The following is a 25077-nucleotide window of genomic DNA, read 5'->3' on the forward strand; positions in this document are numbered from 1 at the left end:
ACGGGTTAATGATTAATCCTCCGCGTACGGATCCGGATACGCGAGCGCCTCCATGATGTCGCGCTCCAGCTGCTCCATCTCCTCGGCCTCTTCGTCGTTCTCGTGGTCGAAGCCCTGCGCGTGCAGCACGCCGTGTACCACCAGGTGAGCCACGTGTTCCTCGACCGTTTTCTTCTGCTCCTCGGCCTCGCGCTCCAGCACGTCGGTGCAGAGGACGATGTCGGCCTGGGTAGGCTCGTCGTCGTCGATCTCGGCGCCTTCGTTGTAGGCGAAGGTCAGCACGTTGGTGGCGTAGTCCTTGCCGCGGTAGTCGCGGTTGAGCTGCTGGCCTTCGGCGGCGTCGACGAAGCGGATCGCCAGTTCGGCCGGGCCGAGCAGGGAGGCCTGGACCCAGCGTTCGATCATCGCGGGCGTGATCGTGGCTTCCAGGCGGGTGTCGGCGTACTGGACGTCGAGTTCGAGTTTATGCTTTTTTTCTTGCATTTCGGGTCACGGGTTTGGCCACGCCGGGCAGGGCGCCAAGCTCCTGCATCGACGCGGATTTTTCATAGGCATCGACGATGCGTCCGACCAGCGGATGGCGCACCACGTCGGCACTGGAGAACTGGGTGAAGGCGATGCCGCGCACGTCCTTCAGTACGTGCACCGCGTCGACCAGGCCGCTGCGCTGGGTCTTGTGCAGGTCGACCTGGGTCACGTCGCCGGTGACCACGGCCTTGCTGCCGAAGCCGATCCGGGTCAGGAACATCTTCATCTGCTCGACCGTCGTGTTCTGGGCTTCGTCCAGGATCACGAACGCGTGGTTCAGGGTGCGGCCGCGCATGAAGGCCAGCGGGGCGATCTCGATCACCTGCTTCTCGAACAGCTTCTGGGTGCGGTCGAAACCGAGCAGGTCGTACAGCGCGTCGTACAGCGGACGCAGGTAGGGATCGACCTTCTGGGCGAAGTCGCCCGGCAGGAAGCCGAGGCGCTCGCCGGCTTCGACGGCCGGGCGGGTCAGGATGATGCGCTTGACGGCGTCGCGCTCCAGCGCATCGACGGCGCAGGCGACCGCGAGATAGGTCTTGCCGGTGCCGGCCGGACCGATGCCGAAGCTGATGTCGTGCTCGAGCACCGCCTTCAGGTACTGGATCTGGTGCGGCGTGCGGCCGCGCAGGTCGCTGCGGCGGGTCTTCAGCATCGGGCTGACGAGCTCGCCGGCTTCGTCGCGTTCGAGGTTTTCCGCTTCCGCGCTGACCGTTTCGCCCGGCTCTTTTTTCGCTTCGGACGCGGCGGGGGCATCGGCGGCGGCCGGCTTCAGGCCGGCGCGCTGCTCCACCAGGGCCAGCTGCACCTCTTCGATCGGCACGACCTTGTTGGCCACCGCGTAGAAGCGTTCGAGCAGCTCGACCGCGCGTTCGGCATTGGTGCCGCTGACGATGAACTTCTCGCCGCGGCGGAAGATCGTGACGTCGAGGGCGGCCGAGATCTGGCGCAGGTTTTCGTCGAGCGGGCCGCAGAGGTGGGCGAGCCGCGTGTTATCGAGCGGCTCGGGGAAGAAATACGAAGGCTGGGTAGGCGTTTTCAACTGGCTTTGGCAATCGAGTCAAGGCTGGCGACCAGGTCGCCGCGCAGGGTGTAATCCAGGCTTTCGGTGATGCGCACGTCGACCAGCTGGCCGACCAGCGTTTCACCAGGCTCGCCGGGGGCGAAGTTGACGACGCGGTTGTTCTCGGTGCGGCCGGCCAGTTCTCCCTGGCCCTTCTTGGCCGGACCTTCGACCAGGATGCGCTGCACGGTGCCGACCATGCTCGCGCTGGTCTTGCGGGTGTTCAGGTCGATCCGGGCCTGCAGGCGCTGCAGGCGCGCCAGCTTGACCTCGTGCGGGGTATCGTCTTCGAGGTTGGCGGCCGGGGTGCCGGGGCGCTTGCTGAAGATGAAGCTGAAGCTGTTGTCGAAGCCGACGTCTTCCACCAGCTTCATCATCGCTTCGAAGTCGGCATCGCTCTCGCCGGGGAAGCCGACGATGAAGTCCGAGGAGATCGAGATGTTCGGGCGCACCGCCTTGATGCGGCGGATGATGGATTTGTATTCGAGGCCGGTGTAGCCGCGCTTCATGGCCTGCAGGATGCGGTCGGAACCGTGCTGCACCGGCAGATACAGGTGGTTCACCAGCTGCGGGATCTTGGCATAGGCGTCGATCAGGCGCTGGGTGAATTCCTTCGGGTGGCTGGTGACGAAGCGCAGGCGCTCGACGCCGGGGATCGCCGCCACGTATTCGAGCAACAGGGCAAAATCGGCAAACTGCGCCGCGCCCTCGCCACCGTCCATCAGGCCGCGGTAGGCGTTCACGTTCTGGCCCAGCAGCATGATCTCCTTCACGCCCTGGGCGGCGAGGCCGGCGACTTCGGTCAGCACGTCCTCGAAGCGGCGCGAGACTTCCTCGCCGCGGGTGTAGGGCACCACGCAGTAGCTGCAGTACTTGCTGCAGCCTTCCATGATCGAGACATAGGCGACCGGGCCCTCGACCTTGGCCGGGGGCAGGTGGTCGAACTTTTCGATTTCCGGGAAGCTGATGTCGACCTGGGCCGCGCCGCTGGCGCGCCGCGCCTGGATCATTTGCGGCAGGCGGTGCAGGGTCTGCGGGCCGAACACCACGTCGACGTGGGGCGCGCGCTTGACGATCGCCTCGCCTTCCTGGGAGGCGACGCAGCCGCCGACGCCGATCACGAGGTCCGGCTTGCCACGCTTGAGCTCCTTCAGGCGGCCGAGATCGGAAAAGACCTTTTCCTGTGCCTTTTCGCGGACCGAGCAGGTGTTGAAAAGGATGACGTCGGCATCCTCGGGGCTGTCGGTGCGTACGAGTCCTTCGGACGCGCCGAGCACGTCAGCCATCTTGTCCGAGTCGTACTCGTTCATTTGGCAACCAAAGGTCTTGATGAATACTTTTTTCTGCATGGCTGATGCTTTGACAAGTGAATTCCAGTTTACCGCAAATCGGAAACATGCCCGGAAAAGGGCGTGTGCGCCTGGTTTCGGTACTGCCGGGAACGGTTAATTTCCAAAATAAAATTTTTGATACAGTCAGTTACATTGTTAAATCTTGATTTCTGGTTGCTAACTGTTATGTTTGTGATTGTCGGAACGATTTTTTTATTTCTTCTTGTAAATCAAATAGTTCCTGTGTTCTGGAAATTGCAAAATTAGTTCAAGAAAACTCTTGCGTGCGCCACAATCTGTCACCATGTGCTGAAATGACTGTATGACAAGCTTTCCCGACGATAGCTTGATTTCGGCCAATGATTTCAGTGCTCAGGTCGAGTGTGAACGCGACGTATGAGTTTGATAATTTGTTCGAAATACAAGTGCGTAACGGAAGCGAGTTAGGGAGCGCACGGGGTCCGGTGACGTTGTTAACGCGCAGTCGATTGATCGTTCGGTAACGTGTCCGGGAACTTATGTTGACGAAACGAAGTCTTTAACAAAGTTCGTAAGAGAACTATTTTAACCACTCACGAGGTAATCATGGCACATCACGCTCTGTCTTCACAGGAAAGCTACAACCCGAACCACTTGCTGGACATCCTGCTCGGCAAGATGCAGCTGAAGAACGACGCCGCGCTGTCGCGCATGCTGGAGGTCGCTCCGCCGGTGATCAGCAAGATCCGTCACCATCGCCTGCCGGTCGGCGCGTCGCTGCTGATCCGTATGCACGAAGTGACCGGCATGAGCATCCGCGACCTGCGCGACCTGATGGGCGACCGCCGCACCAAATATCGCCTGTCGGACGCCCAAGGCCGCCCGAAGCCTGAAGAAAAAGCCGCCAAAGAAGCTGCTGCACAGCAAGCTGCTGCACAACAGCAACAAGCCCAGCCGCAAGAGCAGAGCGACGCTTCCAAGTCCGGTAATTATGCGCACTGATGCCGCGGGCATGACGGCCGGTCCCGTCATGACTTCGGCTCGACCCGGCAGCGGGCTCGCGTCCGTCAGGAACGCGTCCGCTGCCGTCACTTACAGGCCGTCCTGAGCCTGGAGGGTGAAAACCCTCACGCCATCAGGATGGCCGACATTTCTTCCAGCTGCTGTTCCGTCTCGCGGAACAGGTCCAGATAAGCGTCTTCGTTCAAGCCCATTGCATCCCAGGCGATGCTGGACAGCGCCGGTACCAGTTCATTCTCCTCGCCCGCCAGGTCGAGCGCATGGACGACCGCGTTGGCGACGTGAACGATGGCGGCAAGAAATCCCGCGCCCGGGGTCTCGGGCGCGTGGTGAAACGCGATCGCCTGGCGCATCGTGTCCGAAAAATTCCAGTGCTCCGCCAGGGCCACGCCGGCGTCCACATGGTCGATGCCCAGTACGGCGCGCTCCGCCTCCAGCCATTCGCCGTCATGCCTGCGGCGCCAGGCCAGTACCTCGCCATAAGCCTGGGGATGGCCGGTCACCAGTACCAGGCGCCCTATGTCGTGCAGCAATCCCGCCGTGAAGGCGACATCCTGGTTGAAGCGCAGGCGCCGCGCCAGCGAACGTGCGCAGACGGCGGTGGCGATCGAATGGCGCCAGAAGGCTTTGTCGTTGAAGCCGGGGCACTTGCCATTCGGGAAGCAGCCGGTGACGGCCGCCGCCGTGATCAGGTTGCGCGTGGTCTGGAAGCCCAGGAAGGTGATCGCCTGCTGGATCGTCGCCACCTTGACTTGCAAGCCATAGGAGGAGGAGTTTGCCAGGCGCAGGGTCTTGGCCGTCAGTGCCTGGTCATAGGACACTTTTTTTGCCAGCACCGAGATATCGATGTTTTCCTGTTCGATGCTGCCCAGCAGTTCCATGACGACCGCGGGCAGGGAGGGCAGATCCTGTACGCTCAGGGCCAATTGTTCCGGAGACAGCATGCTCATTGCCCCACCTCGCGGCCCAGGCGGAAATCCTCGATGTACTGGCGCAGGATGCCGGTTGCCCAGTCGCCATGGTTGCCGCGCTCGTGCTTGCGGAACACCCGGTCCAGCCTTTCCCGGACCAGGGCCGGGTCGACAGGCGCTTCGGCGCGCGCGGCGCCGAGGATGGGCAGCAGTTCGATCCCGTGGCGCGCCAGCGAAGCCAGCATGCCCTCGGTCAGCACCACGCCCTGCGCCAGCAGCACATTCCCATTTCCGTCGCGCAGCACCTCGCCCAGGACCATGCCCGGCGTGGCCTCTGCGAGAGGTGTCAGCTGGTAAGCCCCGTTCATTCTTCCCTCTTGCTTTTTGTTAACGTATTTATATTACCATCCGGCACGGATCAAGGTCCCGTGCCAGCCGGCAAGATACCGCAAACTGTTGTATTCTCGACCGGTTTGTATTTGATAGGACAACCATGAAACTGTATTTCAGCCCCGGCGCCTGTTCGCTCGCTCCCCACATCGCACTGCTCGAGGCAGGCCTGGACTTCACGACCGAGAAAGTCGACATCCGCGCCAGGCAGACCGCCAGCGGCGCCGACTTCCTAGCAATCAATCCGAAGGGCTATGTGCCCGCCCTGGAGCTGAAGGATGGCGCCGTGCTGACCGAAGGCCCGGCCATCGTCCAGTTCATCGCCGACCTGGTCCCGGACCGCCAGCTGGCGCCCGCCAACGGCACCCTGGAGCGCTACCGCCTGGTCGAATGGCTGAACTTCATCTCGACCGAGCTGCACAAGAGCTTCAGCCCGCTGTTCCGCCCGACCTCGACCGAGGACATGAAGGAAGCGGCGCGCACCCACCTCGGCAACCGCTTCGGCTGGCTGGCCAGCCAGCTGGAAGGCCGCGACTACCTGATGGGTTCGCAGTTCACGGTGGCCGACGCCTACCTGTTCACGGTGCTGGGCTGGGCCGGCTTCGTGCACTTCGACCTGTCGCCGTGGCCGGTGTTTGCCGCCTATACGCAGCGCGTGGCCGCGCGTCCGGCGGTGCAGCAGGCGCTGCGCGACGAAGGCCTGCTCAAGTAATCCGATAAGGACCGTGCGCTGCGCCGTCGACGGCGCGGCCACGGTACCATGCGCGCCATGAAAAGCAAACGCTACGTTGCCCTGCTGAGGGGTGTGAATGTCGGACGCGCGAAACGCGTCGCCATGGCCGACCTGCGCAAGCTGGCCGGCGACCTGGGTTACGACGAGGTGCGCAGCGTCCTCAACAGCGGCAACCTGGTCTTCAGCGGCCCGGCCAAGCCGCAGGACCAGGTCGCCAGCGAGATCGAGGAGGCCCTGGTGTTGAAACTGGGCGTGGCCGCCCGCGTGCTGGTGCTCGACGCCGACGAGCTGGCGGCCATCGTCGCCGGCAACCCCTTGCTCGACCAGGCTGGCGACCACTCGCGCCTGCTCGCCTTCGTCCTGTCCAGCCCGCATGCCACACCGCAGGCACGCGAGGCGCTCGAAGCCCTGTGCGGCCGCGACTGGCAACCCGGCGCCGTCGCGCTGGGCGAGCGTGCCGCCTATGTATGGTGCCCGGAAGGCATCCTCGCCAGCGCCGCCGCGGCTGCGCTCGGCAAACAGCTGGGCGATGCGACCACGTCGCGCAACTGGGCGACGCTGCTCAAGCTGCACGCCCTGTGCGCCGGACCCTTGTAATTTCCGATCCCGTCCCCATATGTAAAACATGGGCGCGCACCCGCCCAAACGACAACGGCGCCCCGCAGGCGCCGTTTCTTCTCCCGGCCTTCCGGCCAGGCGTGTTTCTTGACTTATTTCTTGAACTTCTCGCTGCTGTCGCGGCTCGCGCGGTAGCCGATCAGGATCAGTCCCACCAGCATCATCGCAAACACTTCGGGTTCGGGCAGTTCGGACATGGAAGGCGAGGGCGGTGACACCACTTCGGTACGCGCGACCGCCGAGACATCGGCAATGCGATTGGAGCGGATGGCGTGGGAGTCGAGGTCGATGGCGGCCGCCTGGGCGGCGCCGGCGAAGAGCAGGCTGAGGGCTGAACTGATTGCTGCGGCAAGAAAGATTCGTTTCACGGTCATTCCTTCCAAATGTCCACCTCGGAGAGCGCATCCGGGTACCTATTCAGCATAACAAAAACACAGGTGGAAAAGCGCTCGTTACGTCTTGTTACCTGTTACTCAGCAATGACTAAATACGTAAGCTGCAATTACTCTGCAATTAAAAATTAAATATTTTTTAATTATTGAAATAGAATCAGTTATCCATCAATTACTTATTTAACATGCAAATAATCATCGAATCTTTGCGATTTGCTTAGCTAACTTATTGAAATCACAAAGAAAATCGATATCAATTTGATCAGTTGTGTTGTGTCCCAAAGTTTTTTCATCGCACGGTATACACCTGTCTTTTCTTTGGGGGTATAGTCTCCATATCCCCATTGCCTTCGGGCATCAAAACAATAGCAGACGCATACGTTTGCATCCCATAGCGGTCCCATGCACCGCCGCCTTTCGCGTCCACTCGGCACTTCGGAAGGCACGCAATATCAATGTCGTGAAGCACCTTCAGATTAAAGAGTACTGATATATGCCCAATTTTGCTCGACTCCAAATTGCCTTTAAGAATGTTTATGTCCGTATTCTGACTGCCGTGCTGTTGGGTATGCTGGTGGGCTGGTTCGTTTACAAGGCCGACGTTCCGCAGGATCCGTCGCCGGTCGTCCACTCGCAGAATATCTCCGAGATCACCGAACTGGCCGCACAGAAGGACAAGCTCGACTACCTGTTGGTGGCCCGCCCCCTGTCCGACGCACCGCGTTATATCTACAAGTTCAAGGGCGCGCCGCAGCTGCACGTGGTGAAGGTGCCGAGCACCTCCCACCTGTCGCTCGAGCGCGAAGTCCTGCTGAAGAACGCGATCCCGTATTCGATCGCCAAGGACGATTACCTGGCTTCCCACAAAGCCGTGCTGCAGGACGAAAACGAGGGCTTCGTTTCCGACGTCGTCTCCTTCATGAAACGCCATGCGCTCGACCTGACCGTGCTGGTGCTGATCCTGTACGCCCTGAAGTTCGGCATCCCGGGCATGAACGGCGGCGCCCAGATGATCTCGCCGGACAAGCTGAAAGGCTCGATGGACGACCTGATCGGCATGGAAGACATCAAGCAGGAAGTGCTGCACCTGGAAGACATGATCCGCAACCGCGAGTTGTACAAAGAGCACAACATCGACAAGCCCTTCAATGTGATGCTGACCGGTCCTGCCGGTACCGGCAAGACCAAGCTGGTCGGCTACCTGGCCAAGCGCCTGGACATCCCGCTGATCCAGGCCTCGGGTTCGGCGCTGGAATCGGGTTACGTCGGCGGCGGTTCGAAGGCGCTGAACGCCCTCTACCGCAAGGCCTCGAGCAAGGGCCGCTGCATCATCTTCCTGGATGAAGCGCAGAGCCTGTTCATGCCGCGCGGCCGCAGCGAAAAGAAATGGGAAGACGATACCGCCAATACCCTGCTGGGCCTGCTGGACGGCGTCAAGAGCGACAAGGGCCAGGGCGTGATCTGGGTGGTCGCCTCGAACTTCGACGATGCCTCGACCGAGATGGACGAAGCGATGCTGCGCCGCTTCTCGGTGAAGATCAACTTCCGCCTGCCGAACAAGGCCGAGCGCAGGGAACTGCTGCGCAGCTTCCTGTCGCGTAAAAAAGAAGGCCTGGTCGATTACAACGACCTCGATCTCGACCAGGTGGCCGAGATCACCCAGAACCTGAGCCCGGCGCTGCTGGAATCCGTGGTCGAGCGCGCATCGATGCTGTCGATCCAGGAAAAGGTCATCATCAACACCGACCTGCTGTTCCGTGCCTATGAGCGCGCCACCATCGGCCTGACCGACCGCGCCACCACCGCCGAGAAGCACAAGCAGCGCGAGCGCATCGCCGTGCACGAGCTGGGCCACTTCTTCATGCAGATCGACCCCTTCCTGCGCGCCGGCATGAGCCTGGACGAAGTGAAGGAGAAATCGCACCTGCTGAAGATCAGCACCGAAGCCGTGTCGAAGATCGGCGCCCTGGGTTACGTGCTGCAGTCGGGCGACGACATGTCGCTGCGCACCCTGGAAGAGCTGGAGCGCGACGTGATCGGCCTGTACGGCGGCGTGGCGGCGGAAGAGCTGTTCTACGGCGCCCGCGGCATCTCGGTCGGCAGCCAGAACGACATCGAGAAGATCACCAAGATGCTGAACCTGATGGTCGGCCGCCTGTCGATGTACTCGCGCGCCAAGATCGACTACAGCCAGCTTGCCAACGACGCGTCCGGCGAGCATACCCTGCGCCAGGTCGAGGAGAAATCCGATGAGCTGTACAGCTACACGCTGGACGCGATCCGCGACTACGAGAAGGTGATCGTCGCCATCAAGGACACCCTGCTCGAACAGTACGTGCTGTCCAAGGACGCCGTGTTTGCCCTGCTGGAAGAGCACAAGGATGCCCTGATGGCCGGCCTGAAGGCCCAGCGCCACGCCAGCCTGAAGCTGTGCGCGGAAACCGGCGAAGCAGTGGCCTGAGCAAACGATAGCTGATGGACCCCGGGCCTGGCCCGGTTCGAAAGGCGGACAGCGATGTCCGCCTTTTTTATGGTTTGTCCGGCCTCGCGGTCTCGGCCCGCAGTGCGCGCAGGGTGTCGTCGATGTCCGTCAGCCAGCGCGCGGCAAGTTGGGAGGGGATGGCATCGCCGGCCTGGGGGCGGATCGCTTCTTCGGCATCGGGCGGATCGCGCCGCTCCGGCTCTTCGAACAGCGCGGCCGCCTGTTCCAGCCTGGGCGCCAGGGCACGGGCAGCCGCGTGCAATGCCGGCAAGCGCGTCAGCTGCGGCGCGAAATTCACGACCAGGTCGCAGCAGTGACGCACGCAATAGGCGATGCGCGACAGCCGCCGCAGATGCTGCCGGCGATGCTTTTTCGATCCCGGATACTCGGCGCCGGTGACCGGGCCGAGCGTCTGGCGCAGCGCCTGGAGCTTGCGGTCCAGTTCACGGATCTCCTCGTGCCGCGGCGGCGAATCCGGATCCGCCCATGCCGCCCGCAGCAGGCGGCCGGCGGCGCGCAGCAGCTCGGCGCTCTTGCCGCGCGATTCGTCGCGGGTGTGGACCGGCAGCACCAGGCTGGCGCTGAGGACGGCGGCTGCCGCGCCGATCAGGGTTTCCTCGAGCCTGAGTATCAGCAGGCCCGGGCTGTTCATTCCCATCAATTCGTACAGCATCGCCAGCATCGCGCTCAGCAGCACCACATACACGTTCTGCAGGCCGCGGAAAGCATAGAAGCCGCTCCCCACGAAAGCGAACAGCAGAACCAGTTCGACCGTGCGGTTGCCATGCACGAGCTCCGCGGCGGCGATCCCCACGCAGACGCCCACCACCGTGGCCAGCACCTGGCGCCACGCGCCGGACAGCGTCTGCCCGATGGTGACGGTGCGCGTGAAGACGACGAAGGCGGCGAACACCGCCCAATACCAGTGCGAGGGCGACAGGGCGCGTCCGGCCACGATGGCGCCAAGGGCGGCCGCGCAAGCCTGCAGCGCGCGCCGGGTGGTGTGGTCGAACCAGGAACGCTTCTCGTCCTTGTCGTCCGCTTTCTTGTCGGCGCCTTCGGCGGGCGGCGGCTTGCGCTCGTCGCGCATCGGCGGCAAGGCCTCGCGCGGCGAGGGCAGGCAGGCCAGCACGCGCAGCGCCTGCTCCAGCCGCCAGCGCAGCGCAGCCGGCAAGGCCGCGCCGGCTTCTTCGCTATCGTCGGCAGCGGCAGCGGCGTCGCCGCCGGGGCTGCGCTCCAGCGTCCGCAGACGGTTCGCCAGCACTTGCCGCTCGCCGGCGCCGGCCCTGGCGGCCGCCCGCACGACCGCCGCCAGGGCTTCCGCGGCCAGTTCGCCGCGCAGCACCTGTCCGCGCAGCCGGTCGGCCGGGCCGCCGTCGCGGCCGGCGTCGCAGGCGAAATCGGCGAGCCGCGTTTCCAGGCCCAGCGACTGCGCGTTCAGGCGCTCGAGCTGGGCTTCGATCCGCTTGCAGCCAGCTTCCTTTCCCTGCTCCAGCTGGCCTGCCAGGTCGTGCAGCAGGGCCCTGACGCGGGCGCGCCAGGCCCGCAGCTCGCTGTGAAGCATGCGGCCCGGATGCTCGGGTACCAGCCAGAAGCGGATCGCATAGGCGACGGCGCAGCCAACCAGGACGAACAGGGGCAGCCACTGCGCCTTGTCCGGCGGCGTCTTCAATAGCAGGGCGTAGAAATAGGACTGGTAGGCGAGGGCGCCGAGGCCGCTGCCGCGCGGCCCGAAGCGGCGCGCCTGGAAGGCGGCGAAGATGATGATGAGGAAGCAGCCGCCGCTCAGCCAGGGATGGTCGCCCACCAGGCTGCCGAGGACGAGGATGGCGCTGGCGAGGAAGGGCACCCAGGCCATCGTCCGCTGTTGCTGCTTCCTTCCGGGGTCCTGCAGGGCGACCGCGGCGATCACCGCCACCAGGATGCCGGCCAGGGTCAGCTCGTATTTCAGGCCGAGCAGGCGCGGAACGAGGAGGAACAGGGCTGCGAGGATGGCGGCGGTGAGCAGGGCGCGCAGTCCGCTGCGCAGCCGCTCCAGGGCTGGATCGGAAGCGAGGAAGAGATCGAGTAAATAAGCGAACAGATGGTGGGCGCGATGCATCTCGATAGTCGAAGTCCGGCAGTGGCCGAGCAGTTACTGTACAAGATGACAAGAGCCCGGCACGCACGCTTGCCGCCTGGACAAGCGTGCGCCGCGGCGATGCCTCAGTGCGCCGCGACCGGCGCTTCGGCCAGGCCCTGCAGCACGTGGCGCGACATGCTGGCCGCCAGTTCGTGCTCGCCGATGAAGACGGTGCCGCCGGTGTCTTCGCGCAGCAGGCGCGCTTCCTCTTCGTTGTGGCTGCGCACCACGCAGCGGATGCCCGGGTTCAGGGCCTTCGCTATCTCGACCATGGCGCGCACGTGGAAGGTATCCGGCGTCGCGATCACCAGCATCGACGCGCGGGCGATGTGGGCCTGGATCAGCACCGCCGGGTCGGCCGCGTTGCCGGCCACCGCCGGCTGGTCCTTGCGGCGCAGCTCTTCGACCACTTCGCGGTTCTGTTCCGCCACCACGTAATGGATGCCCTGCCTGCTCAGTTCCTGGGCGATGCGCCGGCCCACGCGGCCATAGCCGACCAGCACCACCTGGCCGGTCAGGTGTTCGTGGGTGACCGTCACCGGCAGTTCGGCCAGCGGGTCGGCCGAGCGCTCCAGCCGGCGCGCGAGATCCGATTTCGAACGCAGCCAGTCCTGCAGCGGGTTGATCGCCTTGAACATCAACGGGTTCACCGCGATCGAGATGATGGCGCCGGCCAGGATCAGGTTCTGGCCGAGGTCCGGCAGCAGGCCCAGCGACATGCCCAGTGCCGCCAGGATGAAGGAGAACTCGCCGATCTGGGCCAGGCTGGCCGAGACGGTGATGGCCGTGTTGAGCGGATAGCGCAGCGCCAGCACCAGCACGAAGGCGGCCAGCGATTTGCCGAACAGGATGATGGCGACCACCGCCAGCAGCTCGAGCGGATGCTCGACCAGCACGCGCGGATCGAACAGCATGCCGACCGAGACGAAGAACAGCACGGAGAACGCGTCGCGCAGCGGCAGGGTCTCCTCGGCCGCGCGGTGGGAGAGCGCCGATTCGCGCAGCACCATGCCGGCGAAGAAGGCGCCCAGCGCGAACGAGACGCCGAACAGCTCCGACGAACCGTAGGCGATGCCGACCGCGGCCGCGATCACGGACAGGGTGAACAGCTCGCGCGAGCCGGTCTTGGCCACGCGCCACAGGAACCAGGGGAAGAGCTTGCGGCCCACCAGCAGCATGAAGGCGACGAAGGCGCCCACCGACAGCAGGGTCTTGCCGAGCGCCAGCCACAGCGAATCGCCGGCAGCGTGGCCGTCGCCGCCGGCGTTGCCGCCCAGCGGGCCGGCCAGCGCCGGCAGCAGCACCAGCACCAGCACCGTGACCAGGTCTTCGACCACCAGCCAGCCGACCGCGATGCGGCCGTTGAAGGAATCGAGCTGGCCGCGGTCTTCGAGCGCCCGCAGCAGCACCACGGTACTGGCCACCGACAGCGCCAGGCCGAACACCAGTCCCGCACCCAGGCTCCAGCCCCACAGATGGCTGACCCCGATGCCCATCAGTGTGGCCACCGTGATCTGCAGGATCGCGCCGGGCAGGGCGATGCCCTTCACTTCCAGCAGGTCGTCGAGCGAGAAGTGGAGGCCGACACCGAACATCAGCAGCATCACGCCGATCTCGGCCAGCTGGGAGGCGAGCGCAACGTCGGCCACGAAGCCGGGCGTGGCAGGGCCGATCAGGACGCCGGCGGCGAGATAGCCGACCAGGGCCGGCAGCCGCATGCGGACGGCGAGCATCCCGAACAGCAAGCCGAAGCCGAGAGCGGCGGCAATGGTGGTGATCAGACTGATGTTGTGGTGCATGCGGACGAGGCCCTCCTTGTAAAGATAAACCTGTCCAGTATAAGCGACGATGGGCCGTCATCCGGCCGCGGGGCGAAAAAAATTAGCGGAGGATGAAGGGGCGATCCGATGCGAACGCGGCAGATCGCGGCGTGTTAGGGCATGGTTGCCAGTGTGAGAAGTGCCTTGCGCAGCGCTGCCCGCACCTCGTCGAACTGGGCGCGGCGGCGGCGCTTATCCAGGCGGAACAGCATCAGGCCCTCGATCTGGGCCACCATCAGCACCGCGCGCCGCATGGTCTCGTCGTCGGAAATGGCCGGGTTCAGGCCGCGGACCAGGTTGTAGACGGTCTTGCGCTCGCGTCCCAGCATCTTGTCCATCAGCTTCGAGGCGAAGGGGTTGCGCGAGGCCAGCGCCCAGATCTCGAAGAACAGCGCGTGGGTGACGGGATCGGTGATCTCTTCGAGGAACATGTCGACCGTGGTCAGGAAGCGCTCTAGCTGCGAGCGCTCGCTCATGGCGGCGGCGATGGCGTCCATCTTGCCCTGAACCAGGTCCATGGTGGTGAGCAGCAGCGCTTCCAGCAGCAGGTCCTTGCTGCCGTAGTAGTGCTGCACGTTCGACAGGCTCATGCCGGCCTCCGCAGCCACCCGCCGCATCGACAGCCCGGCATAGCCTTCGGCGGCGAGCAGGGAGCGCGCCGCCTGCAGGATGTCCTGCGCCCGGCCCAGGCCCTTCTCGGTGGTGCCCGAGACCTTGTTCTTCAGCGTGCTGTCGAGTGTCGTTTCCATGTCGCGATTATACTTTATCGACTAGTACAGTTGACCTATAATTGTCCAAAACCGGTCGCGTGACCGAGAAAACCAGGAGACAGCGATGAGCCAGAAAGTATTCGTCAGCGGCGTGGGCATGATCCCCTTCGCCAAGCCGGGCGGAAGCAGCCCCTATCACGAGATGGGCGCCCTGGCGGCCCGCGCCGCGCTGGAAGATGCCGGCATCGCCTACGAAGACGTCGAGCAGGCCTATGTGGGCTATGTGTATGGCGATTCGACCTGCGGCCAGAAGGCCCTGTACGGCGTCGGCATGACCGGCATCCCGATCGTCAACGTCAACAACAACTGCTCGACCGGGTCGACGGCGCTGTACCTGGCGCGCCAGGCGGTGCAGAGCGGCGCGGCGGATTGCGTGCTGGTGCTGGGCTTCGAGCAGATGAGCCCGGGTGCATTGGCCTCGGTGTTCACCGACCGTCCGGCGCCCTTCGACGACTTCGACGCCGTCACCGACCGCCTGGTCGGCAAGCCTGAGATCCCGCTGGCGCTGCGCTACTTCGGCGGCGCCGGCCTGGCCCACATGGAAAAATACGGCACGCCCCTGAACGCCTTCGCCCGCATCCGCGCCAAGGCCAGCCGCCACGCCGTCAACAACCCGCTGGCCCTGTTCCGCAAGGAAGTGACGGAACAGGACGTGCTGGACGCGCCGGAGATCTGGCCCGGCGTGATGACCCGCCTGATGGCCTGTCCGCCGACCTGCGGCGCCGCCGCAGCGGTGCTCGTTTCGGAAGCCTTCGCAAAGAGGCACGGCCTGCGCGCCGACGTCCACATCGCCGCCCAGGCCATGACCACCGACAGACCGAGCACCTTCGATGCGAACGACATGATGCGCCTGGTCGGCTACGACATGAGCAGGGAAGCCGCGCAAAAGGTCTACGCCCAGTCCGGCGTCGGCCCCGAAGACCTCGACGTGGTCGAGCTGCACGACTGCTTTGCGCACAACGAACTGATCACGTACGAGGCCCTGGGTCTGTGCCCGGAAGGCGGCGCCGACAAATTCATCCGCGACGGCGACAACACCTACGGCGGCCAGGTCGTCACCAACCCGTCCGGCGGCCTGCTGTCGAAGGGCCATCCGCTGGGCGCCACCGGCCTGGCGCAATGCTTCGAGCTGACCCACCAGCTGCGCGGCAGCGCGGGCGCGCGCCAGGTCGAGGGCGCAAGGGTCGCGCTGCAGCACAACCTGGGCCTGGGCGGCGCCTGCGTCGTCACCATGTACCGCGTGTAAGGAGGGCACATGGACTACGTCTCTCCCTGGATGGACGCCGAACTCGAAGGCTTTCGCGATGCCGTGCGCCGCTTTATCGATCATGAGGTGGCCCCGCACCAGCAGCGCTGGCGCGAACAGCAGCACGTCGACCGTGAAGTCTGGCGGAAGGCCGGCGAGATGGGCCTGCTGCTGGCCGACATCCCCGAGGAATACGGCGGCTCGGGCGGCAGCTTCGCCCACCAGTGCGTGGTGTTCGAAGAGCTCTGCCATGCCGGCGACACCGCCTTCGGCCTGCACGTGCACACCATCGTCGCGCACTACCTGCTGAACCAGGGCACGGAAGAGCAGAAAGTCAAATACCTGCCGCGGCTGGCGCGCGGCGAGACGATCGCGGCCATCGCCATGTCCGAACCGGGCGCCGGCTCGGACCTGAAGGGCATCCGCACCACGGCCACCCGTACCGGGGACGGCTACCGCCTGAACGGTTCCAAGACTTTCATTTCGAACGGCTATATGGCCGACCTGGTCCTGGTGGTCGCCAAGACCGACCCGGCGGCCGGCGCGAAAGGCGTTTCGCTGCTGCTGCTGGAGACCAGGGACAATCCCGGATTCCGCGTCGGCCGCATCCTGGAGAAGGTGGGACAGAAGGGCCAGGACACCTGCGAGCTGTTCTTCGACGACGCCCACGTGCCGCTGCAGAACGTGCTGGGCGGTGGGGAGGGCCACGGCTTTGCCCAGCTGATGACCGAGCTGCCCTACGAGCGCACCATCGTCGGCGTGTGCGGGGTGGCCTCGATCGAGCGTGCGATCAAGCTGACGGTCGAGCATGCGAAGCAGCGCAAGGCTTTCGGCCAGGCCCTGATCGAGATGCAGAATACCCGCTTCGTGCTGGCCGAGGCGAAGACCGAGGCCTTCGTTGCGCGCGTATTCGTCGACCGCTGCATCCAGGATGTGATGACCGGCCGCATGGACACGGTGCAGGCCTCGATGGCCAAGTACTGGATCACCGACCTGCAGTGCAAGATCGTGGACCAGTGTGTGCAGCTGTTCGGCGGCTACGGCTACATGCTGGAGTACCCGATCGCGCAGATGTATCTCGACGCCCGCGTGCAACGCATCTATGGCGGCGCCAACGAGATCATGAAAGAGATCATCGCCCGTTCCTTGTGATGCGAGACATACATGCCAGGACCCCTGAAAGGATTGAAAGTAATCGAAATGGTCGGCATCGGCCCATGCCCCTTCGCCGCCATGATGCTGGCCGACATGGGCGCGGACGTGATCCGCATCGACCGCAAGCCCGATCCGGCGGCGCCGAACCCGTATCCGATGCTGGGCACGAAGTTCGATGTGATGGCGCGCGGCCGGCGCTCGCTGGCGCTGGACCTGAAGGACCCGCGGGCCCGCCAGCTGCTGCTCGACCTGGTGGCGAAGGCCGACGTGCTGGTCGAAGGCTTCCGCCCCGGCGTGATGGAGAGGCTGGGGCTCGGCCCCGATCCCTGCATGGACCGCAACCCGCGGCTGGTGTATGGCCGCGTTACCGGCTGGGGCCAGACCGGGCCGCTGGCGCAGGCGGCCGGGCATGACCTCAACTATGTGGCGCTGTCCGGCATGCTGCATGCGATGGGACGGGCGGACAGTCCGCCGACTCCGCCCCTGAACCTGGTCGGCGACTTCGGCGGCGGCGCCATGATGCTGGCCTTCGGCGTGGTCTGCGCCGCCTTCGAAGCGAAGAGTTCGGGCCGGGGCCAGGTGGTCGATGCCGCCATGACGGACGGCGCCGCGCTGCTGGGTTCCATGATGTATGGCCTGCGCGCCTTCGGTTCCTGGAGCGATGAACGCGAAGCCAATCTGCTCGACGGCGGCGCTCCCTTCTACGACTGCTATGCTTGCGCAGATGGAAAGTTCATCTCGATCGGCGCGATCGAACCGCAGTTCTATGCCCAGCTGCTGGAGCTGAGCGGCGCCGACGATCCGCAATTCCGCAAGCAATGGCGGCAGGCCGGCTGGCCCGGGCTGAAGCGCAGTTTCGCCGCGCTGTTCGCCACCCGCACCCGCGACGAATGGTGCGCGCTGCTGGAAGGAACCGACGTCTGCTTCGCCCCCGTGCTCGACATGGACGAGGCGCCGCGCCACCCGCACAATGCGGCGCGCGCGACCTTCGTCGAGCGCGACGGCGTGACCCAGCCGGCGCCGGCGCCGCGCTTTTCGCGCACCCCCGCGGAGCTCGGTCCGGCGCCATCCAGTCCCGGCCAGGATGGCGCCGCCGTGCTGGCCGACTGGGGCTGGAGCGCGGCCAGCGTCGAGGCACTGCTGCGCGCCGGCGTCGTCTAGGCTGAGCTAACATGGAGGCATGAATACAAAGAGTGCGGAACTTCGCCAGTCGAAGCGGCTGGCGCTGTCCTTCTTCGGCGGCGCGGCCGCGCTGTTCGTGCTGTCCTTGTTCCTTCCACAGAACTGGTGGACCGGCCTGCTGAAAGCCTTCGCCGAAGCCGCGATGGTGGGCGCGCTGGCCGACTGGTTCGCGGTTGCCGCGCTGTTCCGGCACATCCCGATTCCCTTCGTTTCGCGCCACACCGAGATCATCCCCGCCAACAAGCACCGCATCGCCGACAACCTGGGCGCCTTCGTGCACGAGAAATTCCTCGACACCGATTCCATCGTGCGCCTGATCCAGCGCCACGACCCGGCGCAGAAGGTGGCCGACTGGCTCACGCACCCCGAGAACACCCGGCAGCTGGGACGTTACCTGGTCAGGACGGCCGGCTGGGCGCTCGACTTCATCGAGGACGCCGCGGTGCAGAACTTCGTGCGCCGCGCCGTGCACGGCATGATCCAAGCCGTCGACCTGTCGAAGACCGCCGGCACCATCCTGGAGAGCGTGACCCGCGACGGCCGCCACCAGGAGCTGCTCGACGAAGGCATCGTCCAGCTGGCGAAACTGCTGGCCAACGAGGAGACCCAGGCCGTGATCGCCCACGGCATCGTCGACTGGCTGCGCGAGGAATACGCCTTCATGGAAAAGATGCTGCCCTCGGAACTCATCGGCAGGAAGGGCGCGGACCTGACGGTCAAGCTGGCCGCCGGCATCCTCAAGCGCGTCAGCGAGGATCCGCAGCACCCGCTGCGCCAGCGCTTCGACGCCTTCACGGCCGACTTCATCGCGCGCCTGCAGGACGACCCCGCCTTCCTGGAGAAGGGCGAGGACATCAAGCGCTACCTGATCGGCGACGAGACCCTGAACGGCTATCTCGGCTCGCTGTGGGGCGACCTGAAAGCCTGGATCAAGGCCGACCTCGAGAAAGAAGATTCGGTGCTGCGCCGGCGCCTCGAAGCGACCGGCGCCTGGGTCGGGCGCACGCTGGCCGAGGATCCGCTACTACGCGCCTCGCTCAACGAGAACCTGGAGCTGGCGGCGCGCGGCGCGGCGCCCGAGTTCGCGGGCTTCCTGACGCGCCACATCGCCGACACCGTCAAGAACTGGGACAGCCGCGAGATGTCCGAGCAGGTCGAGCTCAACATCGGCAAGGACCTGCAGTACATCCGCATCAACGGTACGGTGGTCGGCGGCCTGATCGGCGTGGTGCTGTATCTGTTGTCCGCGCTGCCGATGCTGCTAAGATGAGTACACAGCCGTCGATCTTCAGGGAGCCGTCATGACACACGCATTGAATGCACTGCTGGCAGGCACGCCGGAGGCCGGGCTGCTGCCCGGCCGCGATCTGCTCGAACTCGCGCGTTATCTGATCCCCATGGAAGCCAGCCTGGTGCAGGGGTGCCTGGTCGCAGCCGGCGTCCCGGCGGTGCTTGCCGATGCCAACCTGGTACAGACCGACCTGCTGCTGGCGCCGGCCCTGGGCGGGGTGCGCATCCTGGTGCCGCAGGAGCATCTGACGCAAGCCCAGGCCGTACTCGAGGCTTTCCAGCGCGGCGAGTTCGCGCTGGGAGAAGATGCCGACGTCGGCGAGGAATGACTCAGGCCGACAGCTTCCGCATCTCGCGGAACAGGTCCGCCTTGCCCTCGAAGCCGATGCCCGGCAGGTCCGGCATCGTCACATAGCCGTTCTCCACCTTCACGCCATCCGGGAAGCCGCCGAAAGGCTGGAACAGGTCCGGATAGGACTCGTTGCCGCCCAGGCCGAGGCCGGCCGCGATGTTCAGCGACATCTGGTGGCCGCCGTGCGGAATGCAGCGAGTGCGCGACCAGCCGTGCTGGTGCAGCATGTCCAGCGTGCGCAGGTACTCGACCAGGCCGTAGGACAGGGCGCAGTCGAACTGCAGCCAGTCGCGGTCCGGACGCATGCCGCCGTAGCGGACCAGGTTGCGCGCATCCTGCATCGAGAACAGGTTCTCGCCGGTCGCCATCGGCTTGTCGTAATAGTTGCGCAGGGTCGCCTGCAGCTCGAAGTCGAGCGGGTCGCCGGCTTCCTCGTACCAGAACAGGTCGTACTGCGACAGCGCTTTCGCGTACCGGATCGCGGTGTCGAGGTCGAAGCGGCCGTTGGCGTCCACCGCCAGCTTCTGGCCGTCCTGCAGAACGGACAGGATGGAGTCGATGCGGCGCAGGTCTTCATCCAGCGAGGCGCCGCCGATCTTCTTCTTGACCACCGTGTAGCCGCGGTCGATGTAGCTGCGCATCTCGTTCTTCAGCGCCTCATGGTCCTGGCCGGGATGGTAGTAGCCGCCGGCCGCGTAGACGAAGACCTTGCGGTCGGGCCGGCCGTTGCCGTAGCGGTCCGCCAGCAGCTGGAACAGCGGCACGCCTTCGATCTTGGCGACCGCATCCCACACCGCCATGTCGATGGTGCCGATCGCCACCGAGCGCTCGCCGTGGCCGCCCGGCTTCTCGTTGGTGAACATGCAGTCCCAGATCTTGTGCGGATCGAGGTTGTCGCCCTTGTCGTTGACGAGGGAGCCTGGCTCGGCTTCCAGGATGCGCGGGATGAAGCGCTCGCGCATCAGTTTGCCCTGGCCGTAGCGGCCGTTCGAATTGAAGCCGTAGCCGACCACCGGCTTGCCGTCCTTGACCACGTCGGTGATCACCGCCACCAGGCTCAGCGTCATCTTGCTGAAGTCGATGTAGGCGTTGCGGATGGAAGAGCTGATGGGGAGGGTCTGTTCGCGGATCTCGACGATTCTCATGATGGCTGCCTGCGTGGGTGTCAATGAAGTCCCCAGCTTAGCCCCTGCCTCCCCGTCTATAATTTCCCCGCGTCGAATTGATTATTAACTTGAGGTGAATGCCGGATGAAACCCGACCACACGGCCGACATGGAATTCTTCACGCTGGTGGCGCGCCACGGCAGCCTGGCCGCGGCCGCGCGCGCCCTCGACCTGACGCCGCCCGCGGCCACCAAGCGCCTGGCCCAGCTGGAGGCGCGGCTCGGCGTGCGCCTGGTGAACCGCACCACGCGCCGCATCAGCCTGACCAGCGAAGGCGAGACCTACCTGGCGCACGCGGGCCGCATCCTCGCCAGCATTCGCGAGATGGAGGATGCGGTGTCGAGCGGCCGCGCGGCGCCCAAGGGCCTGCTGCGCGTGAACGCGACCCTGGGCTTCGGCCGCACCACGATCGCACCGATCGTCTCCGAATTCGCGAAGCGCTACCCGCAGGTCGAGGTGCAGATGGAAGTGACCGACCGTCCGGTCGACCTGGTCGAGAGCGGCTACGACCTGGCGATCCGCTTCGGCGCGCTGCCGGATAAACGCCTGAACGCGCGCTGCGTGATGAGCAACCGGCGCTTCCTGTGCGCCTCGCCCCTGTACCTGCAGCGGCATGGCGTGCCGGCGTGCCTGGGCGACCTGACGCGGCACCGCTGCATCGTGCACCGCCAGAACGACGAGGCGCACGGCGTCTGGCGCTTCTATTCAGGCGAGGGAGAGGAGCACAGCGAGGTGGTGAAGGTGCATGGCGCGCTGTCGAGCAACGACGGCGACATCGTGCTGGGCTGGGCGCTGGACGGGCACGGCATCCTGGTGCGCTCGGAGTGGGACCTGGCGCGCTATGTGGAGAGTGGACGGCTGAAGATCGTGCTGCCGGCGTACCGGCTGCCGTCGGCGGATCTGTTCGTGTATTACCTGAACCGGCGGAATCAGGCGGCGCGGAGCAGGGTGTTCATTGATTTTCTGGTTGAGCATTTCAGCCAGCCTTCGGCGATGGCCTAGCTCTCCATCGAGATCTCGTCGACCTTGCCTTTGGCGTCGAAGCGCACGCTGATGACGTAGTCGGTCACCTTGCCCGGCAGGGTGAAATCGAAGTATTCCATGTCGTCGTCTTCGCCTGAGTAGCCGCGCAGCTCGAGGATGTCGAGCACGGCGGCGGGATCCGGGCGGCTTGTTCCCATCTTCTCCTGCCAGTATCCGGGCGGGAGCTCTTCTAGGTGAAAGGCGACGAACATGGCGACGCCGGAATCCTCGTCTTCCATGTCGAAGCCGTTCTTGATGGCCTGGCGGGCGGCGGCTTCGCGGCGGGTCGGTTCGGCGGTGTGGTCGGTCATCGGGGTGCTCCGTGAATGTTTGCGCAAGGCTGGCATTTTATTGGCATGCTCGACAGCATGGGGCGCCGCCCGCCAACACAACGATAACGAGAATTCCAAGTGAACACCACCCGTCGCATTACCGCCACCATCGCGCTGCTGGCGGCTTCCTTTCGCGCCATTGCCGCTTCCGCCCTTGATCTTACCGCCGAAACCCTGCAAAAGCTCGACGCCGCCGCGGGCCGCCAAGCTTCGAGGGGCGGTATGGGCCGTGCTGGTGGGGATGATGAAACCGCTGGCCAGCTCGCTCACTTACGACGGCATGGGCCCGATCATCGCCACCCCAGGTTCTGGAGGGCCGAAAAATCATGGTCGACGCCCACATGGACGAGCTGGGCGGCATGGTCCGCCGCATCACGGCAAGCCGGAAGAGACGTAGGTGAAGCTAGGCGCCGGGCCGGGCATCTTCCTGTACGACTCGTCGGCGCTGACAAATCGGAAGCTGACCGCCTTCGTGAAGCAGACTGCGGCTGAGCGCAAGCTGCCGCTTGATTTGGTGCAGGACTATGGCGACGATTCGGCCGAGATCCAGAAGAGCAATGGCGGGGTGCCGACCGTGAATCTGGTGGTACCGGTACGGTATACACATGCGCATAACGGGATTTTGAGCCGGAGGGATTTTGACCAGACCGCCGAGTTGGTGGTTTCAATGCTGAAGAAGTTGATACGGCGGAGGTGCGGTGGATTCACGCTCTTGGGCCGGAAGGTCAGTGAACAAAGAAAAAGTCGTCGATTCGTGAGAAGCGACGACTTTGTACCTCTAATTCAATGGTAGTTGTGTAGTGCTAACTTAAACTCTTCAAGATTTGTAAATCTCTTTGTTTCGGGATCAAGTCTGAGAATGAGAATTTGATCACGCTTGCATTCCCCTTGGATACCAAGTGTCGGGAGAATGGCTACCGGTATTATCTTTCTTGTTACGCCTCTCTGCTTTCCATAAGCGTCATATGCTTGAGTTGCGCGGCGCAAGGCCGAAACTACATTCAGCAAAATATGTGGACGCTTAGAGTGTTTTATTTCAACGACAAGATCCCCATTTAAGGTTTCTATGATGGCGTCAATTTCCACTGGCCCATCAGGTGTTGAGATCACTGCATTAGGATGTAATGATTTTATTTCAAGTTCGTGAGAAATTAATCTCAAAGCTTGCTGTGCGGATTGTTCAAATGCAAATGCCTTTACGATTGTTTCATTGATTTTTGTTCGATAACTTTGCGTTGCTGCTGATGCAGTTTGTTCCTGTGTGGAGAAACTTAATGGTTGATCAGTGCGTTCGGCAATCGCTGTATTTTGATCGCTTACTGATGATTTAACATTTACTTCTTTTTTTGCGGATTCCTCAACTATCACAGTTTCGGGTTCTGATTTTAAATCACCGTTATTATCGACTTCTTCGACAATTTCTTGCTGAGCTTCTGTAGCAACTTTCGCTGCCACTTGGGCTGGAGAAGCTGTCCCTAGACGGTATTCCCAATATTTATCTCGGTTCCAAAAAATTGCTGCAAGTTTCTCCAGAAAATCAAGATCAGTTACCAAAGTCGCGATAATGAAGATTCCTAATGCATAAACAGCAGCATTGTGTGCGGCAAATGCTAGAGCCAAGACCATTATGCTACCAAGCAACTTTACAGAAGTCGTAATAGTAGATCTAAAGAAAACAAAAATAGTTGCAATTACTAACGCAACAATAGCAAATGCAGCTGACAATCCTGTGAATGTCGCCTCAATACTCGGGAAGATAATATTATTCATTGTTAGATTTTTCATTATTGTAACTATAGTCTAACACCGAAGTTTCCGAAAAGTAAAGAAATTATGAGGCGCCTTCAGCAGTTTTAGTTGGCATTTTCGTGCTTCTGTAGAACAAAATATGGCCCAGAAATGCAAAAAAGCCCAGCTCAACGAGCTGGGCTTTTTGCGGCTTATATGTGGTGGTGATAGGTGGACTTGAACCACCGACCCCAGCATTATGAGTGCTGTGCTCTAACCAGCTGAGCTATATCACCATCTAAAACGGTACTAAAAACAAAATGGCCTAGCCTTTGAGGAGCCAAGCCATCTCGCTTGAAATCTGGTGGTGATAGGTGGACTTGAACCACCGACCCCAGCATTATGAGTGCTGTGCTCTAACCAGCTGAGCTATATCACCAAAGCGGAGGGCATTATGCCGTCCGCACACAAGACTGTCAAGGTTACGCGCTTCGAATGTGCTTGTCCAGCACGCCCAGAACCTGGGCCGTTGCATCTTTCGCCAGACAATCGACCACGATCCGCTCCGGCATCGAACGTAGCCAGGTCAGCTGGCGCTTGGCCAGCTGGCGGGTGGCGACGATGCCGTTCTCGCGCAGTTGTGCGCGGTCGTACTGGCCGTCGAGGTATTCCCAGCTCTGCCGGTAGCCGACGCAGCGCATCGACGGCAAGCTCAGGTCCAGGTCGCCGCGGGCGCGCAGCCTTGCCACTTCGGCCACGATGCCTTCGTCGTCGCGGCTGCCCAGCATCTGGTCGAAGCGCTGTGCGATGCGCTTGTGCAGCACCGCGCGGTCGGACGGCTCCAGCGCGAACGAGAGCAGTTCGAAGGGCAGCTCGGTCTTCTCGCGCCTGGCCAGCAGTTCGGACATCGGCTTGCCGGACAGTTCGATGATCTCCAGCGCGCGGTTGATGCGCTGGGCGTCGTTCGGCGCCAGGCGGTCGGCCGTGGCCGGATCGAGTTCGCGCAGCCTGGCGTGCATGCCGGGCCAGCCGATGCGCGCGGCTTCCTCATCGATGCGGGCGCGGACCTCGGCATCGGCGGTCGGCAGGTCGTCGAGGCCGTCGACCAGCCCTTTAAAGTACATCATCGTGCCGCCGACCAGCAGCGGCAGCTTGCCGCGCGCCTGGATCCCGGCCACCAGCCGGATCGCGTCATCGCGGAACTGCATGACGGAGTAGGACTCGAGCGGGTCGATGATGTCGATGAGGTGGTGCGGCACGCTGGCCAGTTCTTCGGGGCTCGGCTTGGCGGTGCCGATGTCCATCTCGCGATAGACCAGGGCCGAGTCGACCGAGATGATCTCGACCGGCATCTCCCTGGCGATGCTGAGCGCGGCGGCGGTCTTGCCGGACGCGGTCGGGCCCATGATGGCGACTGCCATCGGTTTGTGATTCATATTCATAAATA

Annotated in this window: 25 protein-coding genes and 2 tRNA genes; 12 read left to right on the forward strand and 15 right to left on the reverse strand. The window is 63.5% G+C overall.

Features of this window, described 5'->3' with window-relative positions:
• Positions 1–12 precede the first annotated feature (12 nt).
• From ybeY to miaB, 3 genes are read right to left on the reverse strand one after another with little or no spacing between them, the layout of a single operon-like run.
• Positions 13–483, reverse strand: a complete 471-nt coding sequence (gene ybeY, locus AB4Z32_RS04440; protein WP_441934705.1) for an rRNA maturation RNase YbeY — start codon at positions 481–483, stop codon at positions 13–15.
• Positions 464–1567 carry a PhoH family protein gene (locus AB4Z32_RS04445; protein WP_441934706.1) on the reverse strand — a complete coding sequence of 368 codons (1104 nt, stop codon included), beginning with the start codon at positions 1565–1567 and terminating at the stop codon, positions 464–466. The genes ybeY and AB4Z32_RS04445 overlap by 20 nt, the downstream gene beginning before the upstream one ends.
• Entirely contained in the window at positions 1564–2937 is a 1374-nt protein-coding gene (gene miaB / locus AB4Z32_RS04450) for a tRNA (N6-isopentenyl adenosine(37)-C2)-methylthiotransferase MiaB (protein WP_441934707.1), read from the reverse strand. Before miaB ends, AB4Z32_RS04445 begins: the two co-directional genes overlap by 4 nt.
• A 567-nt stretch (positions 2938–3504) precedes the next feature.
• On the opposite strand from miaB, the gene AB4Z32_RS04455 reads away from it, so the two are divergent.
• On the forward strand, positions 3505–3900 hold the full coding sequence (locus AB4Z32_RS04455; RefSeq protein ID WP_441934708.1) for a hypothetical protein: 396 nt from the start codon (positions 3505–3507) through the stop codon (positions 3898–3900).
• Positions 3901–4025: 125 nt separating this feature from the next.
• On the opposite strand, the gene AB4Z32_RS04460 is transcribed toward AB4Z32_RS04455, so the two are convergent.
• Together AB4Z32_RS04460 and AB4Z32_RS04465 are read right to left on the reverse strand one after the other, a co-directional pair.
• Positions 4026–4868 carry an HDOD domain-containing protein gene (locus tag AB4Z32_RS04460; protein WP_441934709.1) on the reverse strand — a complete coding sequence of 281 codons (843 nt, stop codon included), beginning with the start codon at positions 4866–4868 and terminating at the stop codon, positions 4026–4028.
• Positions 4865–5197 carry a hypothetical protein gene (locus tag AB4Z32_RS04465; RefSeq protein WP_441934710.1) on the reverse strand — a complete coding sequence of 111 codons (333 nt, stop codon included), beginning with the start codon at positions 5195–5197 and terminating at the stop codon, positions 4865–4867. The genes AB4Z32_RS04460 and AB4Z32_RS04465 overlap by 4 nt, the downstream gene beginning before the upstream one ends.
• A gap of 125 nt (positions 5198–5322) precedes the next feature.
• Between AB4Z32_RS04465 and gstA the strand changes: the two genes are divergently transcribed.
• The gene (gene gstA, locus AB4Z32_RS04470) at positions 5323–5931 is read left to right on the forward strand and encodes a glutathione transferase GstA (RefSeq protein ID WP_441934711.1); all 609 of its coding nucleotides are present in this window, start codon (positions 5323–5325) and stop codon (positions 5929–5931) included.
• A 57-nt stretch (positions 5932–5988) separates the two neighbouring features.
• Entirely contained in the window at positions 5989–6549 is a 561-nt protein-coding gene (locus AB4Z32_RS04475; protein WP_441934712.1) for a DUF1697 domain-containing protein, read from the forward strand.
• Between the two features lie 113 nt (positions 6550–6662).
• On the opposite strand, the gene AB4Z32_RS04480 is transcribed toward AB4Z32_RS04475, so the two are convergent.
• Positions 6663–6938, reverse strand: a complete 276-nt coding sequence (locus tag AB4Z32_RS04480) for a hypothetical protein (protein ID WP_441934713.1) — start codon at positions 6936–6938, stop codon at positions 6663–6665.
• A gap of 517 nt (positions 6939–7455) precedes the next feature.
• On the opposite strand from AB4Z32_RS04480, the gene AB4Z32_RS04485 reads away from it, so the two are divergent.
• Positions 7456–9423, forward strand: a complete 1968-nt coding sequence (locus AB4Z32_RS04485; RefSeq protein WP_441934714.1) for an AAA family ATPase — start codon at positions 7456–7458, stop codon at positions 9421–9423.
• Positions 9424–9490: 67 nt separating this feature from the next.
• Here AB4Z32_RS04485 and AB4Z32_RS04490 read toward each other — a convergent pair whose 3' ends face one another.
• The 3 genes from AB4Z32_RS04490 to AB4Z32_RS04500 all read right to left on the reverse strand — a co-directional run bounded on the left by AB4Z32_RS04490 (position 9491) and on the right by AB4Z32_RS04500 (position 14135).
• The gene (locus tag AB4Z32_RS04490; RefSeq protein ID WP_441934715.1) at positions 9491–11545 is read right to left on the reverse strand and encodes an FUSC family protein; all 2055 of its coding nucleotides are present in this window, start codon (positions 11543–11545) and stop codon (positions 9491–9493) included.
• A gap of 104 nt (positions 11546–11649) precedes the next feature.
• Positions 11650–13365 (reverse strand): YbaL family putative K(+) efflux transporter, encoded by a 1716-nt coding sequence (gene ybaL, locus AB4Z32_RS04495; RefSeq protein WP_441934716.1) that lies wholly within the window; start codon positions 13363–13365, stop codon positions 11650–11652.
• Positions 13366–13499: 134 nt separating this feature from the next.
• Positions 13500–14135, reverse strand: a complete 636-nt coding sequence (locus AB4Z32_RS04500; RefSeq protein WP_441934717.1) for a TetR/AcrR family transcriptional regulator — start codon at positions 14133–14135, stop codon at positions 13500–13502.
• A gap of 85 nt (positions 14136–14220) precedes the next feature.
• Between AB4Z32_RS04500 and AB4Z32_RS04505 the strand changes: the two genes are divergently transcribed.
• From AB4Z32_RS04505 to AB4Z32_RS04525, 5 genes are read left to right on the forward strand one after another with little or no spacing between them, the layout of a single operon-like run.
• Positions 14221–15402, forward strand: a complete 1182-nt coding sequence (locus tag AB4Z32_RS04505; protein WP_441934718.1) for a lipid-transfer protein — start codon at positions 14221–14223, stop codon at positions 15400–15402.
• A gap of 9 nt (positions 15403–15411) precedes the next feature.
• Positions 15412–16554: an acyl-CoA dehydrogenase family protein gene (locus tag AB4Z32_RS04510; RefSeq protein ID WP_441934719.1), complete on the forward strand. Its 1143-nt coding sequence runs from the start codon at positions 15412–15414 to the stop codon at positions 16552–16554.
• A gap of 12 nt (positions 16555–16566) precedes the next feature.
• A complete protein-coding gene (locus AB4Z32_RS04515; protein ID WP_441934720.1) occupies positions 16567–17718 on the forward strand; it encodes a CaiB/BaiF CoA transferase family protein in 1152 nt (383 codons plus the stop codon).
• Between the two features lie 19 nt (positions 17719–17737).
• Positions 17738–19009: a DUF445 domain-containing protein gene (locus tag AB4Z32_RS04520; protein WP_441934721.1), complete on the forward strand. Its 1272-nt coding sequence runs from the start codon at positions 17738–17740 to the stop codon at positions 19007–19009.
• A gap of 31 nt (positions 19010–19040) precedes the next feature.
• Entirely contained in the window at positions 19041–19358 is a 318-nt protein-coding gene (locus tag AB4Z32_RS04525) for a putative signal transducing protein (RefSeq protein WP_441934722.1), read from the forward strand.
• A gap of 1 nt (position 19359) precedes the next feature.
• Here the strand turns inward: AB4Z32_RS04525 and AB4Z32_RS04530 are convergent, their stop codons facing one another.
• Positions 19360–20526, reverse strand: coding sequence for a mandelate racemase/muconate lactonizing enzyme family protein (locus AB4Z32_RS04530; RefSeq protein WP_441934723.1), 1167 nt, complete (start codon positions 20524–20526; stop codon positions 19360–19362).
• Between the two features lie 105 nt (positions 20527–20631).
• Between AB4Z32_RS04530 and AB4Z32_RS04535 the strand changes: the two genes are divergently transcribed.
• Complete coding sequence (locus AB4Z32_RS04535; protein WP_441934724.1) at positions 20632–21549, forward strand: LysR substrate-binding domain-containing protein; 918 nt, start codon at positions 20632–20634, stop codon at positions 21547–21549.
• On the opposite strand, the gene AB4Z32_RS04540 is transcribed toward AB4Z32_RS04535, so the two are convergent.
• Positions 21546–21881: a DUF2004 domain-containing protein gene (locus AB4Z32_RS04540; RefSeq protein WP_441934725.1), complete on the reverse strand. Its 336-nt coding sequence runs from the start codon at positions 21879–21881 to the stop codon at positions 21546–21548. The two genes, AB4Z32_RS04535 and AB4Z32_RS04540, sit on opposite strands and share 4 nt — an antisense overlap.
• Before the next feature lie 329 nt (positions 21882–22210).
• Between AB4Z32_RS04540 and AB4Z32_RS04545 the strand changes: the two genes are divergently transcribed.
• Together AB4Z32_RS04545 and AB4Z32_RS04550 are read left to right on the forward strand one after the other, a co-directional pair.
• Positions 22211–22303, forward strand: coding sequence for a hypothetical protein (locus tag AB4Z32_RS04545; protein ID WP_441934841.1), 93 nt, complete (start codon positions 22211–22213; stop codon positions 22301–22303).
• On the forward strand, positions 22300–22695 hold the full coding sequence (locus AB4Z32_RS04550; RefSeq protein ID WP_441934726.1) for a hypothetical protein: 396 nt from the start codon (positions 22300–22302) through the stop codon (positions 22693–22695). Before AB4Z32_RS04545 ends, AB4Z32_RS04550 begins: the two co-directional genes overlap by 4 nt.
• Here the strand turns inward: AB4Z32_RS04550 and AB4Z32_RS04555 are convergent.
• From AB4Z32_RS04555 to miaA, 4 genes are all read right to left on the reverse strand, one after another.
• Positions 22686–23672: a hypothetical protein gene (locus tag AB4Z32_RS04555; protein WP_441934727.1), complete on the reverse strand. Its 987-nt coding sequence runs from the start codon at positions 23670–23672 to the stop codon at positions 22686–22688. The two genes, AB4Z32_RS04550 and AB4Z32_RS04555, sit on opposite strands and share 10 nt — an antisense overlap.
• 177 nt (positions 23673–23849) lie before the next feature.
• Positions 23850–23926: transfer RNA gene (locus AB4Z32_RS04560), tRNA-Met, on the reverse strand.
• A gap of 66 nt (positions 23927–23992) precedes the next feature.
• Positions 23993–24069 (reverse strand) — tRNA-Met (locus tag AB4Z32_RS04565).
• 43 nt (positions 24070–24112) lie between these two features.
• Complete coding sequence (gene miaA, locus AB4Z32_RS04570) at positions 24113–25066, reverse strand: tRNA (adenosine(37)-N6)-dimethylallyltransferase MiaA (protein WP_441934728.1); 954 nt, start codon at positions 25064–25066, stop codon at positions 24113–24115.
• Between the last annotated feature and the right edge of the window lie 11 nt (positions 25067–25077).

The sequence above is a fragment of the Massilia sp. 2TAF26 genome (assembly GCF_052115005.1).
Lineage (GTDB): Bacteria > Pseudomonadota > Gammaproteobacteria > Burkholderiales > Burkholderiaceae_D > Telluria.